The organism is Deltaproteobacteria bacterium, from assembly GCA_013151235.1.
Classification (GTDB): Bacteria; CG2-30-53-67; CG2-30-53-67; order CG2-30-53-67; family CG2-30-53-67; genus JAADIO01.
In genome coordinates, this window is record JAADIO010000043.1 from 1 (window position 1) to 17,265 (window position 17,265).

Genomic DNA, 17,265 nt, shown 5'->3' on the forward strand with positions numbered 1-17,265 from the left:
GATCCGGCTCAAAAAAGGCGATTCCATAGACATCCCAAGGGGGGGGGTCCATCGCATTGAGAATACGACAACGGAAAACATGGCCTTTATCGAGGTACAAATGGGAGACTATTTCGGCGAGGATGATATTGTAAGGATTGAGGATGACTTCGGTCGAACGTAGAGGAGATGGTTTTGAAAAATCCGACGGTTAAACGATATGGGCAAAACCCCATTCTGACCCGGCGGGATATTCCCTATCCCGTTTCCACGGTTCACAATGCCGGGATGGTCAAGCATGACGGAAGGTATGTGATGCTCTTCCGCTCCCATCTTTTAAACGGCCGGTGCGTCATCGGCCTGGCGGAAAGCGAAGACGGTTACGCATTCACCGTAAATCCGGAGCCTTTCCTGGTTCCTGCAACCCAAGGCGTCTTCGCCGAATACGAAGAGTTCGGGGTCGAGGACCTTCGTATCTGCGCCATGGATGATCAGTACCTGCTCACCTACAGCGCTTATTCCAGGCATGGCGTTAGGATCGCCCTGGCGCGGACCCGGGATTTCAAGAGTGTCGAGCGGATCGCACTGATCTCCCAACCGGATATGCGCAACGTGGTGATCTTCCCTCAGAAGTTTGACGGCCGCTATGTCCGTCTGGATCGTCCTCATTCCGAAATCTCTCCCTGGTCCATTTACATTTCCTATTCTCCCGACCTGGTCCATTGGGGAGACTCGAAGGTGGTCATAAAACCGGTGACCTATCACTGGGATGAGCTGAAGATCGGCCCCGGAGCTACACCCTTCCGGACGGACCAGGGGTGGCTGAATATCTACCACGGGGTCTACCGGACCATGTCGGGAGCGGTTTACCGGTTAGGCGTGGCGCTGCACGACCTGGAGGATCCATCCAGGATAATCGGCATCTCCGATGACTGGATACTGGAACCGGAAGATCCCTGGGAGACCGTCGGCTATGTTCCCAATGTCGTGTTCACCTGCGGCGCCGTCCCGGAAGAGGACGGTACGGTAAAGATTTATTGGGGAGGGGCCGACACCGTCATGTGTGCCGGGTCCGCCCGAATCACGGACCTTGTGGAGATGTGCCTCAACCATTCAAGGGCACCCTATTAAAGGAACATACGATGCATCAGGAATCTCTGCGGATCAGAAGAAAGAAAAAACGGATCGAGTCAAAATCGTCCAGGGTGATCACCAAATTCTTCATGCCCGGCAGTCGGGAACAGATCGGTCATATGATTGATCGCGTACTGGGTCTCTCGGAAGAGGAAGTCAAGCAGAACCTGAACCGGGTCATTGCCGACTTTTCCACACGCCACAAGAACATCCGGCAAGTGTTCGACAGGAACTATCATGCCGTCAAAGATTATCTCCCGAACGGCAAAGAGATCTCCGGCGAAAGGCGGTGCTTGATCGGGTCTTTTTTTACCCATGAATACTCGATACAGGCGGCCGCCTTTTTTAATCCCTCCATCGTGGCACATCCGGACCAGAGCAATCTGCACCCGGGATCCATTCGGGTGATCCTGAGTTTTCGTTCCACCGGCGAAGGGCATATCTCTTCCATTGAATTTAGAAGCGGCATTCTGGACGAAACGAATAACATGCACTTTGACGAAGTAGGCCGCTTTGTGGAGACCCCGGAAGTCATCAACAACCCGACGTATGACAAATACGTCTTTCAATTAAAGCTGGAAGATATGGGGTCGAAGAACAACGTCTCCGAAGAAATCCTGAAGGACCTGCCCGACAGGTTTTCCTTTGTTGAACTGCAAACCGCGATCCGGAAGAAGACCCATACCTGGTATGAAGAACCGCCTGCTTTACTCCATGAGACGACAGAGAAGATGCTCTGGCTTGCCGGATCCAATTATGCATTACGATTCAGAAAGGACCGGAGGATCTCGGAGAAAGTCATCTTTCCGGTCTCCGAAAACGAAAGCCGGGGAATTGAGGATGCACGGTTCGTTCGCTTCTGCGATGATCGAGGATCTGCCACATATTATGCAACCTACACCGCCTACAACGGTTTCGATATCCTTCCGATGCTTCTGGAAACCCGGGATTTTGACAACTTTAAAATCAGGACCCTCAACGGCAAGGCGGTACAGAACAAGGGAATGGCTCTCTTCCCGAGAAAAATCAATGGGAAATATATGATGATCTCCCGTCAGGATGGAGAAAATATCTATATCATGTCTTCGGATAACCTGCATTTCTGGCACGAAGCCCAACTCCTTCAGAAACCGGAATACCCATGGGAATTCATACAGATCGGGAACTGCGGTTCTCCCCTTGAGACCGAGTCGGGATGGATCCTGTTGACCCACGGCGTCGGCCCTATGAGAAAATACTGCATCGGAGCCTGTCTGCTGGACCTGGAAGACCCGACAAAGGTAATCGGCCGCCTGTCCGAACCGCTTCTTTCTCCCACGGAAGAAGAGCGGGAAGGTTATGTACCGAACGTGCTGTATACCTGCGGCGCCATCATTCACAACAAGGAATTGGTTATTCCCTATTCCATGTCGGATACCTCGTCGGGAATTGCGGTTGTTTCGGTTAAGAATTTGCTGTCCCGGATGCTGGACAGATAACAATCCAGTACAGGAGGAACCATTGAAAAAAATAGCAATCATCGGTAATTATCTTCCCCGTCAGTGCGGAATTGCAACCTTTACCAGCGATCTGTGTGACGCACTTGCAGGACATATAAAAAAAAGCGATGAACACCTGATCGTCGTTGCCATGGATGATGTGGAAGAAGGGTATGACTATCCGGGCCGTGTCAAGTTCCAGATTCGGGCAAATGTCCAGCGTGACTATATCCGCGCCGCCGATTTTCTGAATGTCCACAAGTTCGACATTGCCGTCCTTCAGCATGAATTCGGGATTTTTGGGGGAAGGGACGGAGCCTACATTATCAGTTTAATCAAGAACCTGAGAATGCCGGTGATAACAACTTTGCATACCGTGCTCCAGAATCCTTCCGACGGACAGCGTATCATCATGCAGGAACTGGCAAAATATTCCGAATCCTTTGTGGTCATGGCTCACAAAGCCCATTCGATTCTGCAGGAAGTATACGGCATCGACAATTCAAAAATAGCATTCATCCCGCATGGAATCCCGGATACCCCTCTCGAACGTTCCGACACATTTCGCAGGCAAATCGGGTTAAAAGAGAAAAAAATTCTTTTAACCTTCGGTCTGCTGAGTCCGGGGAAAGGCATTGACATAATGATTCAGGCTTTGCCTGAAATTATCGAACGCCACCCCGAGGCAGTCTATATTGTTTTGGGCGAGATCCACCCCTATATCGTGAAGGAGTCCGGGGATTCCTATCTTCAGGGCCTTTACCAGATTGTCAACCGGCTCGGTGTCAACGATCATGTGTTGTTCCGAAACCGTTTTGTCGGCCTGAAACCGTTGATGCAATACGTCCGGGCCACTGATATTTATATCACACCCTACGTCAATGAGCAGCAGATCGTATCCGGCACGCTTGCCTATGCCGTGGGCATGGGGACCCCTGTTGTTTCCACCCCCTACTGGTATGCACAAGAACTGCTGGCCGACGGGAGAGGACGCCTTGTTCCTTTCAACGACCCACACGCCATCGCGGAAGCCGTCAACCATTTGCTGGATCACGAGGAAGAACGAATGGAGACACGCAAAAAGTGTTACCAATTCGGTCGGTCAATGATCTGGGAGGAAGTGGGCCGAAGCTATCTTCAACTAACCGGCAAGGTACTCAAGCAGACCTATGACCGGGCCATACAACAATTTACGGAAAGACCGGATGCCCGAATCGTCAGTGAACTTCCCGACATCAACTTGCAACATTTGAGAATCATGACCGACACCACGGGGATGCTCCAGCACGCAAAATATTCCATCCCCGACCGTACCCACGGCTACTGCGTAGACGATAATGCCAGAGCACTCATTGCGGTCTGTCTGTACTACTCCCTGCGCAAGGATAAAGGCATGGTCCCCTTGATCCAGACCTACCTTTCTTTCATGAATGACTCTTTTAATCCGGAGAACGGACGCTTCCGGAACTTCATGTCCTATGACAGACGATGGCTCGAAGAGATTGGAAGCGAAGATTCCCATGGCCGGTCCATCTGGGGGCTGGGTACCACCGTAAAATATGCACCGAGTGACTCGATTCTGAAAATGGCCGCAGGCCTTTTTTCGGACGGATTGCCTGCCGTCGAAAACTTCATATCACCCCGGGCATGGGCCTTTACCATTGTCGGTCTGCAAGCCTATATGGAAATCTTCGGCGGGGATGCAACGGCCCGCCGGTTGCGTACGGATCTTGGGGGGAAACTATTTAACCTCTTCCAGGAAAGGGCCTCGGAGGACTGGCCGTGGTGTGAAGATCAGGTAACCTATGCCAATGCCAAATTGCCCCATGCACTGATCCTCGCCGGCCAATGGATACCAAACCCGGAAATGTTCGCAATGGGAATCAAAAGCCTGAAGTGGCTGCTCGCCAGACAGACGGCACCGGATGGTCACCTCTCCATCATCGGGAATTCCGATTGGCACAACCGGAAAGGCGATTCATCGACCTTTGATCAACAACCGATCGAGGCGATGTCTCTGATAGAAGCCTGCGCCGAGGCCTTTCGTGCCACTGGAGAGAGGACGTGGATCGAAGAGGGACAGCGGTGCCTCACCTGGTTTCTGGGACGAAACGATCTGAATGCACAGATCTATGATTTTGAAACAGGAGGCTGCTGTGACGGGATTCAGCCTACCGGCGTGAACGCGAATCAGGGCGCAGAGTCCACCCTTTCCTGGCTTATTTCCCTCCTCACCATGTATAAAATCCTTGAACAGGAAGTCCTCGTTCGCAAATAAGAAAAGAGGAAAGGATCTACATAAAAGACTGGTTCAAAGATCAAGCCACACGAATATTTTGCTTGACAGGAGTCGATCAAAGATGTTAGCGTGGCTTATTAATTAACGCTGTTCCTGGTAAAAAACGAATATTCGAAAGCCCCGGAATGCATCCGGGGTTTTTTTTATGGGAACAAGAAAGAAGGAGTTTTATGGATTTCAACGTATTTGATTTACACCCCAAGGTCAAAGCCGGTGTCACAGCGGAAGGTTTTGTCACCCCCACACCGATCCAGGCAGAAGCCATCCCCAAGGTTTTACAGGGGCACGACGTCATGGGTCTGGCACAAACCGGCACAGGCAAGACAGCCGCCTTCGTCCTCCCCATTCTGCACCGACTGATGGAAGGCAAACGGAGATGTGTCCGAGCCCTGATCGTCACCCCTACCCGTGAGCTGGCCGAGCAGACACATGAGGCCATCGGGAAATTCGGGGCCGGGACCGGCATCCGGAGCGTAACCGTTTATGGAGGTGTGGGCATTCATCCACAGGCACAAAAACTTCGGCAGGGCCCTGAGATCGTTGTCGCCTGTCCCGGCAGAATTCTGGACCATATCGGACGGGGAACGATTGATCTCCGCCATGTGGACGTCCTGGTCCTTGACGAGGCGGATCATATGTTCGACATGGGTTTTCTCCCGGACATCCGGAAAATACTAAAGAATCTTCCCCGGAAACGCCAGACCCTGCTTTTCTCGGCCACCATGCCGAAGGTCATCCGGCATCTTGCGCAGGATGTCTTGACGGATCCGGTAACCGTTCAGGTAGGAACCACCGCCCCGGCAGTCACGGTTCATCATGCGGTCTACCCGGTCGAACCGCACCTTAAGACCCGTCTCCTGTTGGAACTGTTACGCAGTACCGACACCGAATCTGTGCTGGTCTTCACCCGCACCAAGCATCGAGCCAAGCGACTGGGAGAACAACTCACCAAAGCGGGCTACCGGGCGACCTCGTTGCAGGGCAACCTGTCGCAGTCACGACGCCAGGCCGCACTGGAGGGCTTTCGACGGGGCAAGTTCCAGATCCTCGTTGCAACCGATATCGCCGCCCGCGGGATCGACGTGGCCCGGATCTCACACGTCATCAACTACGACATCCCCAACACCACCGAAGCCTATATCCACCGCATCGGCCGGACAGGCCGGGTGGCGCGGAGTGGTGATGCTTATACGCTGGTAACGGGGGAGGACAAAAATATGGTACGATCCATTGAGCGGATTCTGAACCGCCCGATCGATCGCCGCACCGTAGCTGACTTTGATTACAAAGCTCGCAAAACGGGCAAGACAGATCGACCGGTTCAAAAACCGGTTCGAGGCGGCAAAAGGACCTGGAACCGAACAAGAAGTGAACAGACATCTTTCAGCATGCCTCACCCGTCATAGATCCGTAAGTCTTTATGATCTCAAAAGCTTGATGAAGTCGTAAAAAGTTGTTTTCCGGATTCCGTTCATGGTTCGGCAAGCTTCCGAGTATGGTGAGCTTGCCGAACCACATGCTCGGAAGCTCGCCGAACCACACGAACGGGATATCAATAACTTACACCGTTCGTCCTGAGCGGGCCTGTGCTGAGTTTATCGAAGCATCGAAGGACCTGTCCTGAACCGGCTGAAGGGTCGAAAGGCTTTGTGACTTTTTACGAGACCATCAAGCTTCACGGGATCCTCTTTACATGACATGGCAGGCCAGACAGAGATCGGTCTCCCTCGGCCCCACCGTCAGGCTGCCCCATTCCGCCAGGCAGCCATCAGCGGCATTGTCGCTAAATTCCGCGTCCACGATTCTCTCCGGATCAAGCACCCCCGGACGGAGTTTATGACAGGAGATACAGGTTACCTTTCCCTCCTCCAGACGGACATCCTGAGGCAAGGCATCGGAAGGTGTGTAATGATTCGGTTTTGCAAGGGCATAACGGTCGTAACTCATTCCGATGGGGTGATTGACCGTCTGGTGCCCCCGGTACTGTATCGGGGTCCCGACTTCCCGGACGACGATCAGACTGGCCGTCGCGCCATCATGACAGGCGATACATTGAGCCGAAACGCCGCCAGGGGGAACAACAGGGGCCGATGGAGCCACGCCATAGGCTTCAGCATCCGTTCCTACAATAAATTTCCGAAAAGCATCTGCAAAACGTCCGGCGTATGCCGTCTCAACGAACATCAGCACCAACGTTAAGAAAACCAAGAGGACTTTGTGGAGTTTCATGCTTCTTCCCTCCCTCCCAGTCCGGAAACAAAGGAACGAAAGAGGGGGAAGCGCCGTACGGGCGAGGACAAAAAAAGACCTGTCCCGGATCGGAAACAGGTCTTTTTCTCCCGTAATACTTCATCGGTCTCTCCGGCAGCCCCTCTACCGTAACCTTTCGGTCCCAGGCAGGTAGCTTTGCGCCCTGCACCTTTCGGAGCAGGTTGCCATTGTCACGAAACATCTTCTCTATCCAGAACTATCGGATGAGACAGCGTAAAACTTTAGCTTTTTTTAAAAGGGGTCATTAAAAGGGGTCAAGTCTGCTCTTGGGTCATTAAAAGGGGTCAAGTCTGCTCTTGGGTCACCTTACGAAAAATTTTTCTGGATCAAGGTGAGTCAAGAGCAGACTTGACCCCTTTCGTCCGGAAAATCCTTGATTCAGAGCAAAGGATTATGTTAATATTTTATACTTTTGCAAGTGGCTTAACACAAAACCGATAGCACTCTGACGCCAGGAGCAGGCAGGTTTTTCATATCCCGATGCCGGTTTATTTAATGATCTCAGAAGGAGAGATTTTCCATGTGCAACTTCTGTGGGACATTGTTGATTTGTCTCTTGTTTGCCCTTCCGGCCTATGCCCGGCAGTCCATGTTCGATCTCCCTCCCGTCGCATCGCCTCCTCTCTACGGAAACATCCTGATCAACCGGATCTCCACGAAAAATCATCAGCTCCCCGTCGTTTTTTCCCATTGGGAACATCGAGCAAAAGATACCTGCCGCGTCTGCCATTTTGAATTAGGCTTTATGATGCAGAAAAACACAACGGAGATCACGGAAGAGGCAAACCGGAGGGGGAAATTCTGCGGAGCATGCCACAATGGAAAAATCGCCTTCGGCCACACCAAAAAGAACTGCAAAAAGTGCCACAACGGAAACCGGACGTACGGCTGGCAGAAGTTTACGGCCTTCTCGGCAAAACTGCCCCAGGCTCCGACGGGCAACAAAATCGACTGGGTCAAAGCGGTAGAGGAAGGCTTGATTAAACCACGACAAAGCCTGACGGACAAAAACTATACACCTATGCCCTACAACAAGGAGCTTCAACTCCGGGCAGAGTGGAACATGATTCCTCCCGCCTTCTTCCCGCACAAGAAACATAATCTGTGGCTTGATTGTGCAAACTGCCATCCGGACATTTTTAATATCAAAAAGAAAACGACAAAGCATTTCTCAATGGTCAACAACTTAAAGGGGAAATTCTGCGGGGTCTGTCATCTAAAGGTCTCCTTCCCCATGAATGATTGTGGCCGATGCCATCCCAAGATGGCATACTGAAATGTGCAGGTCCTATAAGATCTGTTCCGCCTGCATGGTGCATCTTCTCAATACTCAAACGGACAATCAACAGCATGCGTGACAACCATATCAAATTCACTGCTCTGGGGGGGTGCGGCGAGATCGGCGCCAACGCCTATCACCTTGAGCTCGATGGAACCGGAATCCTTCTGGATGCAGGAATTCACCCCAAGAAGTACGGAAAAGACAGTCTTCCCCTGCTGGAAGGACTTCGCAAAAAAGAGATTCATGCAATCCTGATCAGTCATTGCCATATCGACCACTTAGGCGCCCTTCCGGTCGTCCTGAAGTATTTTCCGACGCCGAGGATCTTCATGACCGGCCCCTCCTTCCCCATCTCCATGCGGATGCTGCACAACACGGTCACCGTTATGGAACGGCTGAAGGAAGAAAAGGGCGTCTCCGAGTATCCCTTCTACACACACCAGGAAATCGACATGATCGCCAACCTCTTTCAGGCGATGGAGTACGGGAAGGCCTTCCGGATTCCCTCCATGAACGGCTATCATCGGGAGGAACTGGAAGGTCTTTTTCTGGATGCCGGGCACATTCTCGGATCTGCCGGGACCCTGATCCGGGGCAGAGAAAGGACGGTCTTCTATACGGGAGACACCTGCCGGCATGACCAGACCGTCATCAAAGGCGCCCTCTATCCCAAAGAAGCGATCGATCTTTTGATCCTCGAGAACACCCTCTGCTCCAGTCCGGAAGCGGAACGAAAAAAACGGGGGAATGAAATCCAGCGTCTCGCTGCGGAAATCCGTCGGGTCATCGACCGGGGAGGAACGGTCCTGATTCCGACCTTTGCGCTGGGCCGGACCCAGGAACTCCTCTCGATTCTTAACCGGTTGAAAAAGCGGGACCGCATCCCCGATGTCCCGATCCTGGTCAGCGGTATGGGCAAGGTCTTCTCCAAAATCTATGATCGGTTCGCCCTCCATACACGCAGGAAGGACCCGGAACTCCTCTTTAAAGATATCCCAACCCGGTCGCTGAACTCCAGAAACTCGCTGACGAAGAAAAGCTTCAAAAACCCGAGCATCATCGTTGCCACCTCAGGAATGTTGAGCGAAAAAACACCCGCCAATCAGCTCTCCTGGGGAATGGTGGAAAACCCGAAGCATGGGATTTTCTTCGTCGGATACCTCGATGAAGACACCCCGGGATTTCAACTCCTGAATACTCCCCAAGGTCAGGAGGTCACCATCGACAGATTGCTTCCCCCCCGCAAGAAGGTCTGCGATGTCCTCACCTTCCGATTTTCAGCCCATTCTCACCGGCAAGAGATCCTGCAGATTGTAGAGGACCTGACGCCTAAAAAGGTGATTCTCGTTCACGGAGAAACCGGATCGGTCGGTTGGACGGCGGAGATGATCCGGCAGATGGAAAAGGGGATCGAGGTGATCATCCCGGAGTTGGGAAAGGAGATCTGCTTGTAGAAACAGAAGATCGCCAAGAGCAAAAACCGGAAAAGGACTTTTTACGACTTCATCAAAGGTAAACTTGCAACAGATTTTGATTTTGACCAAGATTTGAATATGCAGTTGCAGTTCTTGGGATCCTTCGTGTGTTTGGCGAGAGGCGGTTATCTTTTTTCCCGGATCATCTCCAGCGCTACACCCGCAGCACCAATGAGACCGGCGTTGTCTCCTAATTTCGCCTTCAAAATCTTCGCCCGTTTCCTGGGCACGACAAAGGCCCGGGCCCGCACTTCTTCGTTAACAATTTCTATAAAATCCTTCCAGGCCGCCGTCACACCGCCGGAAAGGACGACCATGTCGGGATTGAAGAGATTTACCAGGTTGGCAATCCCGATCCCGAGGTAGCGTCCCATCTGCTCGATCACCTTCAGGGAGACCCGGTCCCCTTTCTTCGCTGCCCGAAAGACATCTTCAGCCCGGAAGAAATCCTCCCGTCCCTGGAAACTTTTTTTCAAAAGGGAACCTTCCCTTTTCATACGCCGCCGAACTTCACTAACGATCCCGGTGGCCGAGGCATACACTTCCAGGCAACCCGTATTTCCGCACTTGCATTGGGGGCCGTCCGGATTGACCGTGGTATGACCTACCTCGGCGGCCATCCCATCTTCCCCATGCCAGACCTTCCCGTCAAGAATGATTCCACCCCCGACACCGGTCCCAAGCGTCAGGCATATGAGGCTGTTGGCTCCCTTGCCGACGCCGACCCATTTTTCCCCAAAGGCCGCCGCATTGGCATCATTCTCTACAACAACAGGGAGAGCAAATTCCTTTCGGATCATTTCTTTCAGGGGGACATTCAGCCAGTCGGGCAGGTTGGGAGAAGAAACGATGATTCCCCGACGGGCCAGGATCACACCGGGGACGCCGACGCCGATAGCCACCGCTTTGCGCCCCTCCCGCTTTTCCCGTTCCAGAGCATGCCGGATCCTTCGGACCAACTTTTCGATGACGGCATCTTTCCCGCACTCCCCTTCCGTTGAAGCCTTGCGACGCTGGAAGATCTCTCCCCGAAAGGAGATCCCGGCGACCCGGATATTCGTCCCGCCGAGATCGACACCGATTAATGATTTACGCATTCACACACTCCACATGATCGCTTCAAAATCCTTCGAAGGGACCTCAAAGGAGAGATAGGCACCCAACGGCCATTTTTCCAATTCCATCTGTTCCCGTTTGACGAGAACAAAAAAACTAACCTGCTGACCAACGGGCACGTTCAAGGCAACAAAGGGAATTCCCATCTCGATAATCCGGTCATAGGCGACCCTGGAAAGTTCTTGTTCCTGATTCTCTCCGCGGAGGAATTTGGCCCGCAATTTACCTTTTTCAAAAAACGCAACGATACGAATCCCGGGTGGCCCGACAAAATGAATCTCGAAAGTTAAGGATTGGAAGAGTTCCGCATCGAGATTCCGCGTCGGATCCATGCGAAGATAGAAGGTATCAAGGTCAAAGCCGTAGTAGATCCGCCGGATCAGGGAATCCGCTTGGTGCATGGTACCGCCCACGGTGGATACATCATAGAGGGCGGCGGGAATCCATTCGTAATAATTCGTCACCTGTCCGTCGATCTCGGGATACATGAAGGCGGTAATCTCCGATGTAATCTCCACCCTCTTCTCCCGAAGAATGGGCAGGAAGAGATGGTCCGGAGGGTCCTCCCCCATCAGGGTGTAGACATTGGCCAGATGTTTCCGGTAGAGTTCATCGAAATCCCGGTCGTTCTGGGAGGAATGGTCGTCCCCGTACCACCAGTTCCAGTCGCTTCCTTCGGCAATAAAGATCTCCTTCCAGGCCCGCTCTAATTTCTCCGGATCGATATTCCCCTTCTTTTCCTGTTCCGTACGCACCAGAAATTCCCGCGTTTCGTAGAGAGCATCCCAGGAAAGATTGTCTTCCTCATGCCCGATCCAGACACGAAAGTTATGGTTGATCCAGGAACCGGCATGAAGGCGGGATAAGGTTGTCTCCGGTGGAAAACGATCGAGATAGCTGCGAACTGTCGTGGTCTCGATCAGGGGATCATGACTCAAGCGGGTGTAGAGTTCCGTGAAGAAGTCCCAGCCGTCGTTCCTGTAGTGCTCCCATGCATTTTCCCCGTCAAGAATGATCGTTACCAGCGGCGCCTTTCGGCTCCCCAGCGCGGCATCCCGGATCTGATGCAGGTGATGGAGAAAGTCCTTCGCCGCATCGGCCGGATCCCACCGGGAATAAACGAACCCGATGAGATCCGAAAGTCCGTGATCCCGGAAGAGGATATCGAGTTCCCGGCCGTCTACCTTCACCCGGTAGGGCTGAAAAAGAAAATCCTTCTTTTCCTTCTTCGCCTTCACCAAGTCCGGGAGAAGGGAACAGGTCAGAATCTCCTCGTCGGTGGCGATCCAATGAATTCCGGCATCGGAGATAATCGGGATGATCTCCTCCGACACGGAGCCCTCCGAAGGCCACATCCCCACAGGTTTCGACCCGAACAGTTTTTCATGGTAGGCCGTGGCCATCTCAATTTGTTTACGTGCATCTTCGGGATGGATGAAGGTCCGCCGGGGCAGGGTAATCTGCGGACAGGCATCCCGGGCGCGATCGGTGTTGCAGAGAAGCGGCAGGATCGGATGATAAAATGGCGTGGTGGAGATCTCCACCTGCCCGGTTGCGGAAAGAGCCCGGTACTCGGGAACAATCCTCCGCAACACCTCAATCTGCTTCTGCATCAAAAGGCCCTTCTCTTCTTCGGTAAAACCTTCTCCCTTTCGCAACAGATTCTTCAGAAAGGGGTCATTCTTTTTAAAGAGCGGGTCGAACCAGGTAAGATTGAACCAGACCTGGAGGTCGAGAAAGTCCTGTTCATTAAAAATCTTTTCCACCTGTTCCAGCCGGTTTTCATCCGCCCGGAAGCCCCGTTTCTTCAGCAGGTGCCAGTAGCGAGGCCAGGGCTTGATCATATTCTCCCACTCGGCGAAAAAGAAATTGTGGAGGATGGAAATACGTTCCGCCTTTTTCAAATCCTTCGCCGGTTTCAGGGAGAGATCGGCAAAGAAATCTTTGGCCTGATGGTCGGTGTAATCTTCGAGCTGTTCAAGGAGGCAGGGAACGAGATTGAAGTTCTGGTGGATCGAAGGAAACTCCCGAAGGATGGAGACCATATCGAAATAATCTTTGATCCCATGCATCCGCACCCAGGGAAGACGGTACTCCCGCGTAACCAGATCTTTGTAGTAGGGCTGGTGCATGTGCCAGATGATCGCGAGATAAATGGGATCCCGGCTCGTGGGCATTGATTCCTCCTCATCCCCCGGCTTTCATCCGGGCGACGACCGTCATCAGGGAACATCCTTCTTCGGGGACAACGCCCCCTCCACATCATGGATCCGGTCGGAATGAAAGAGATAAACGATCTCATCCTTCCGGACCATCCCCAACTCATCCCGGGCGATCTTCTCCACCACAAAAGGATCGTGACGAGCCGATTTGATCTTCACCCTGAGTCCCCCGTTCTCCTTCACCAGGGCGGCGTTCTCCCGAACCCACCACTGACGGGCCTGTTCCATTCTATGCAACTGGAAAAGACTTTTATCCCCCAACAACGAGGTAAAAAGGAGAAAAACGGCGGAGAGAAAAGCAATCATCGCCAGGGCAAACTTTAGATTCCGCTGTTCACGGGCCGGGTTCTTCCTTTGACTTCCCCTGGACGAGCGTTGTTTCTTCATTTTCCCCTGACCGGATCAGTTCAGAATAAAATCCCGACCGGCCGATGTCAAAGCATCGAGCGTTGCCTCCGATGCGGCATCGATATAAAACCGGGCGACCGGTTCCGTCCCCGAGAGACGCATCAAGACCCAACTGCCGTCATCCAGAATCAACTTCATCCCGTCAATCGTCACCACTTGCGCGACCTTTCGGCCGGCAAAGGATACCGGAGGATCCGACATTTTTACGGCAAGGTTCTCTTTCACGGACGGTGTCAGTTTCAGGTTCACCCGGCGGGTCAGGACGGTACCCACTTTCTCGTAGATCGCTGCAAGAAGTTCCCCGACGGATTTTCCCTCCCGGGCCACCATCTCGGCCACCAGAAGACCGGCAAGAATTCCGTCTTTCTCCGGGACATGTCCCCGGATGGTGAGGCCGGAACTCTCCTCGCCTCCAATCACCACCTTTCCATGAGCGATCAGATCGCCGATATACTTGAATCCCACCGGGGTCTCATAAACCTTCCGGCCGTGAAGTTCCGCCACCCGGTCGATCAGGTGGGAAGAGGCCACGGACCGGGCTACCCCTCCTTCCCAGCCGCGGGTTCGGATCAAATAATCGAGGAGAAGGGCGATGATCATGTTCGCTTCGATATATTTTCCACCCCGATCAACGATCCCGAAGCGGTCGGCATCCCCGTCGGTTCCGAGGCCTAAGTCGAGCCCCTCTTCCCGGACGGCGGCAATCATCTCGTGAATATGCTCTTCCGAAGGCTCGGGCGGCTTTCCGCCGAAATAGGGATCCCGCCGGTTATGCAACAGGCGGACCTTCAAACCGGTCTCTTCCAGCAAACGGTCCAGGTATCCCCGGCTGGTCCCGAACATCGGATCAACAGCCACCTTCAGACCGGACGAACGGATCACCTCGAAGTCAACCAGTTCACGGATTCTCTTCAGGTAAGCCTTCCGGCCATCGAAAAAGCGGATCAATCCCTGCTTTCTCCCCTCCTCAAAAGGGAGGAAGGCAAATCGTTTCCCGACCATCCCGGCACGGGCAAGCGCCTCGATCCGTTTCGTCGTCTCCGGCAGGGCCGGCCCACCCCAGGCGGGGGAAAATTTCAGCCCGTTGTATTGGGAAGGATTATGACTCGCGGTAAAGTTGATCGCCCCTGCCGCGGCACATTGCAGAATCTCGTAAGAAAGGGCCGGTGTCGGGATGTCCCGGTCACTGAGAAGGATCTGAATCCCGTTTCCGGCCAGGACAGAGGCCGCCGCTTCGGCGAACCGATCCGACAGAAAGCGGGGATCATAGCCGATGAGGATTCCCTTGCTTTTCAATCCGGACTCAACAATATGGTCGGCGATTGCCTGGGTGACGACCTTCACATTTTCGAAGGTAAAATCATCAGCAATCACTCCCCGCCACCCGGACGTACCAAAGTGGATCTCCGCCATTCTTTCCCCCTCTATGGTTCTCTGAAATTCAGATGAAATCATAGCACAACAAGGGGAGGATGCAAACGGATTTTTCGGATTCGAGCCTGACCAGTCCGGCAGACGGACCTTCTACTGATCTGTTTACGTTATGTGAACGACAGGGGAAAGCACTCCATCATCCATGATCATTTACGGCCCAGTCGACCTGCCGGAGGATCCCCCGGAGGATCCGCACCTCCCGGTCATTTAATTTTGCCCGGCCGAAAATCCGCCGGAGATCCCGCATGATGTGCCGGGGATTCTCCCGATTTAGAAAGCCGATCCGGGACAGGGTCTCTTCCATCTGAGAAAACATCTGCTCCTGTAGTACGGAATCAGCAATAGAGCGATCCGCCCTTCCCGACGCACCTCCATCCACGGCATAGATCTCGTAGGCAATCACCATAACCGCATGGGAGAGATTGAGGGAGGGAAAGGCCGGGTGCGACGGGATCGTCACGAATTCATGGCAGAGATCGAGTTCCTCGTTGGAAAGGCCGTGATCTTCCGTCCCGAAGAGAAGAGCGATCCGGTCGTCGGGATGGACCGTCAAAAGGCGTTTTGCCATCTCCCGGGGCAAACGGCTCTCTCCCTGAAAGCGGGGCCGGTCGGGGGGAACGGTCCCCACAACAAGATTGCATCCGGCAAGAGCCGCAGGAAGATCGACGAAGACCTCCGCCCGGTGGAGGATCTCCTTCGCCGACACAGCCATCCACTCGGCAATCTCGGCCCTGTGATCGCAGGGTTGGACAAGCCGGAGCCTCGACAACCCCATGTTTTTCATCGCCCGCACAACGGAACCGACATTGCCGGGATGGAGGGGGTGGGAGAGTACAACAGTGATCCGGTCAAGATGTTCTTTCATTTTTTTCCTTGGAAAAAACCTCAAGGATTGCAATTGCATCTTTTGCAGTGTATAGTTTTTTCAGAAGGGATGCAAGATCCGACCTGCTCTAAACATTGATGAAGTCGTAAAAAGTCGTTTTCCGGATTCCGTTCATGGTTCGACAGGCTCACCACGAACGGAATATCAATCACTTACACCGTTCGCCTGAGCTTGTCGAAGGGCTTCGTGACTTTTTACGACACCATCAACATTGTACCAGGAGGAATGAATGGGACTTTTCAACAAAAAGACGCGGCTCATGAGTCTTTCCAGCGGCGCCGGCTGAGCCTGCAAACTCAGTCCTTCGGACCTGGCCCAAGTTCTGGGACAGCTGCCCAAAATCGATGATCCCAATGTTCTGATCGGGAGCAACACCGCCGACGATTGTGCCGTTTATCGCATCAACGATCACCAGGCCCTGGTACAGACCGTCGACTATTTCACCCCGGTAGTGGACGACCCCTTCCGGTACGGGGAAATTGCGGCCGCCAACGCCCTCTCCGATATTTACGCCATGGGGTGTAAACCATTAATCGCACTCAACATCATCGGATTCCCAGGGAACCTCCCCATGGGAATCATGGCAAAAATTCTCCAGGGAGGGGCATCCAAAGCGGCCGAGGCGGGAATTCCCATTGTCGGGGGCCACACCATCAACGACCGTGAACCCAAATACGGCCTTGTCGTCACGGCCATCGCAAAGATCGAAGAGATCCTGACCAACGCCGGAGCAGAAGTGGGCGACGAGCTGGTCCTGACTAAGCCACTGGGATCGGGAATCGGGATCACTGCAACAAAAGCCGGGGCCGGAGGAGAGGCACTGGTGGAAGAAATCACCAGCCTCATGTCGACGTTGAACAAAGATGCAGCAACGGCCATAAAATCCGTCTCCCCCCATGCCGTAACCGACGTAACCGGATTCGGTCTTTTAGGACACCTCCATGAGATGACGGCGGCCTCGAAAGTCGGCGCCGAAATCCTGTTTGATCAGGTGCCGCTGCTTCCCTCGCTTCCGGACCTGGCCCGGAAAGGATATATCCCCGGCGGAACCAGGACCAATCTGAAATTTCTCGATGGGGACGTTCTCTGGGAAGAGGGAGTCTCCGAGATCGACCGTCTCATTCTCTGCGATGCACAGACTTCGGGAGGCCTTCTAATCTCCGTTCATCCTGGGGAAAGTGATCAGCTGATCAAAGAATTACAGAAGGTGGGAGCCCTCGCCTCCCACCGGATCGGAACCATTATTGACGATCCTTCGGGAAAGATCCGGGTTCGCTCAAA

At 53.4% G+C, this 17,265-nt stretch carries 14 protein-coding genes and 1 riboswitch; of the genes, 8 read left to right on the forward strand and 6 right to left on the reverse strand.

Translation table 11 applies throughout. The features are described from left to right. From GXP58_08455 to GXP58_08475, 5 genes are all read left to right on the forward strand, one after another. Window positions 1-163, forward strand: a 163-nt coding sequence (locus GXP58_08455; protein NOY53637.1) for a mannose-6-phosphate isomerase, incomplete at its 5' end; no start/stop codon positions are given. A 5-nt stretch (window positions 164-168) separates the two neighbouring features. Beyond that, on the forward strand, window positions 169-1,110 hold the full coding sequence (locus GXP58_08460; protein NOY53638.1) for a glycosidase: 942 nt from the start codon (window positions 169-171) through the stop codon (window positions 1,108-1,110). Window positions 1,111-1,121: 11 nt separating this feature from the next. Next, complete coding sequence (locus tag GXP58_08465; GenBank protein ID NOY53639.1) at window positions 1,122-2,591, forward strand: glycosidase; 1,470 nt, start codon at window positions 1,122-1,124, stop codon at window positions 2,589-2,591. Next, entirely contained in the window at window positions 2,563-4,869 is a 2,307-nt protein-coding gene (locus tag GXP58_08470) for a glycosyltransferase (GenBank protein NOY53640.1), read from the forward strand. The genes GXP58_08465 and GXP58_08470 overlap by 29 nt, the downstream gene beginning before the upstream one ends. A 191-nt stretch (window positions 4,870-5,060) precedes the next feature. After that, entirely contained in the window at window positions 5,061-6,296 is a 1,236-nt protein-coding gene (locus tag GXP58_08475; protein NOY53641.1) for a DEAD/DEAH box helicase, read from the forward strand. Between the two features lie 283 nt (window positions 6,297-6,579). On the opposite strand, the gene GXP58_08480 is transcribed toward GXP58_08475, so the two are convergent. Then, window positions 6,580-7,119, reverse strand: coding sequence for a hypothetical protein (locus GXP58_08480; protein NOY53642.1), 540 nt, complete (start codon window positions 7,117-7,119; stop codon window positions 6,580-6,582). A 131-nt stretch (window positions 7,120-7,250) separates the two neighbouring features. Then, window positions 7,251-7,337: riboswitch (cyclic di-GMP riboswitch) on the reverse strand. A 344-nt stretch (window positions 7,338-7,681) separates the two neighbouring features. Here GXP58_08480 and GXP58_08485 point away from each other — a divergent pair. Beyond that, complete coding sequence (locus GXP58_08485; GenBank protein NOY53643.1) at window positions 7,682-8,437, forward strand: hypothetical protein; 756 nt, start codon at window positions 7,682-7,684, stop codon at window positions 8,435-8,437. Window positions 8,438-8,511: 74 nt separating this feature from the next. Further along, entirely contained in the window at window positions 8,512-9,897 is a 1,386-nt protein-coding gene (locus tag GXP58_08490) for an MBL fold metallo-hydrolase (GenBank protein NOY53644.1), read from the forward strand. A gap of 146 nt (window positions 9,898-10,043) precedes the next feature. On the opposite strand, the gene GXP58_08495 is transcribed toward GXP58_08490, so the two are convergent. The 5 genes from GXP58_08495 to GXP58_08515 form a co-directional block, all read right to left on the reverse strand. Continuing rightward, the gene (locus tag GXP58_08495; protein ID NOY53645.1) at window positions 10,044-11,015 is read right to left on the reverse strand and encodes an ROK family glucokinase; all 972 of its coding nucleotides are present in this window, start codon (window positions 11,013-11,015) and stop codon (window positions 10,044-10,046) included. After that, window positions 11,016-13,211 carry a hypothetical protein gene (locus tag GXP58_08500; GenBank protein NOY53646.1) on the reverse strand — a complete coding sequence of 732 codons (2,196 nt, stop codon included), beginning with the start codon at window positions 13,209-13,211 and terminating at the stop codon, window positions 11,016-11,018. It abuts the gene before it with no gap. Window positions 13,212-13,256: 45 nt separating this feature from the next. After that, window positions 13,257-13,643, reverse strand: a complete 387-nt coding sequence (locus tag GXP58_08505) for a septum formation initiator family protein (protein NOY53647.1) — start codon at window positions 13,641-13,643, stop codon at window positions 13,257-13,259. 15 nt (window positions 13,644-13,658) lie between these two features. After that, window positions 13,659-15,077 carry a phosphoglucomutase/phosphomannomutase family protein gene (locus GXP58_08510; protein ID NOY53648.1) on the reverse strand — a complete coding sequence of 473 codons (1,419 nt, stop codon included), beginning with the start codon at window positions 15,075-15,077 and terminating at the stop codon, window positions 13,659-13,661. Window positions 15,078-15,234: 157 nt separating this feature from the next. Next, the gene (locus GXP58_08515; GenBank protein ID NOY53649.1) at window positions 15,235-15,963 is read right to left on the reverse strand and encodes an RNA methyltransferase; all 729 of its coding nucleotides are present in this window, start codon (window positions 15,961-15,963) and stop codon (window positions 15,235-15,237) included. A gap of 250 nt (window positions 15,964-16,213) precedes the next feature. On the opposite strand from GXP58_08515, the gene selD reads away from it, so the two are divergent. Further along, window positions 16,214-17,265 (forward strand): selenide, water dikinase SelD (gene selD, locus GXP58_08520; protein ID NOY53650.1); only part of this gene is annotated, 1,052 nt, incomplete at its 3' end.

Excerpts from the sequence above, each read along its gene's own strand:
- GXP58_08490 (NOY53644.1), top strand. The coding sequence starts at position 8,512 with ATGCGTGACAACCATATCAAATTCACTGCTCTGGGGGGGTGCGGCGAG.
- GXP58_08480 (NOY53642.1), bottom strand. The coding sequence starts at position 7,119 with ATGAAACTCCACAAAGTCCTCTTGGTTTTCTTAACGTTGGTGCTGATG.
- GXP58_08500 (NOY53646.1), bottom strand. The coding sequence starts at position 13,211 with ATGCCCACGAGCCGGGATCCCATTTATCTCGCGATCATCTGGCACATG.
- GXP58_08515 (NOY53649.1), bottom strand. The coding sequence starts at position 15,963 with ATGAAAGAACATCTTGACCGGATCACTGTTGTACTCTCCCACCCCCTC.
- GXP58_08505 (NOY53647.1), bottom strand. The coding sequence starts at position 13,643 with ATGAAGAAACAACGCTCGTCCAGGGGAAGTCAAAGGAAGAACCCGGCC.
- GXP58_08460 (NOY53638.1), top strand. The coding sequence starts at position 169 with ATGGTTTTGAAAAATCCGACGGTTAAACGATATGGGCAAAACCCCATT.
- GXP58_08465 (NOY53639.1), top strand. The coding sequence starts at position 1,122 with ATGCATCAGGAATCTCTGCGGATCAGAAGAAAGAAAAAACGGATCGAG.
- GXP58_08475 (NOY53641.1), top strand. The coding sequence starts at position 5,061 with ATGGATTTCAACGTATTTGATTTACACCCCAAGGTCAAAGCCGGTGTC.
- GXP58_08510 (NOY53648.1), bottom strand. The coding sequence starts at position 15,077 with ATGGCGGAGATCCACTTTGGTACGTCCGGGTGGCGGGGAGTGATTGCT.
- GXP58_08495 (NOY53645.1), bottom strand. The coding sequence starts at position 11,015 with ATGCGTAAATCATTAATCGGTGTCGATCTCGGCGGGACGAATATCCGG.
- GXP58_08485 (NOY53643.1), top strand. The coding sequence starts at position 7,682 with ATGTGCAACTTCTGTGGGACATTGTTGATTTGTCTCTTGTTTGCCCTT.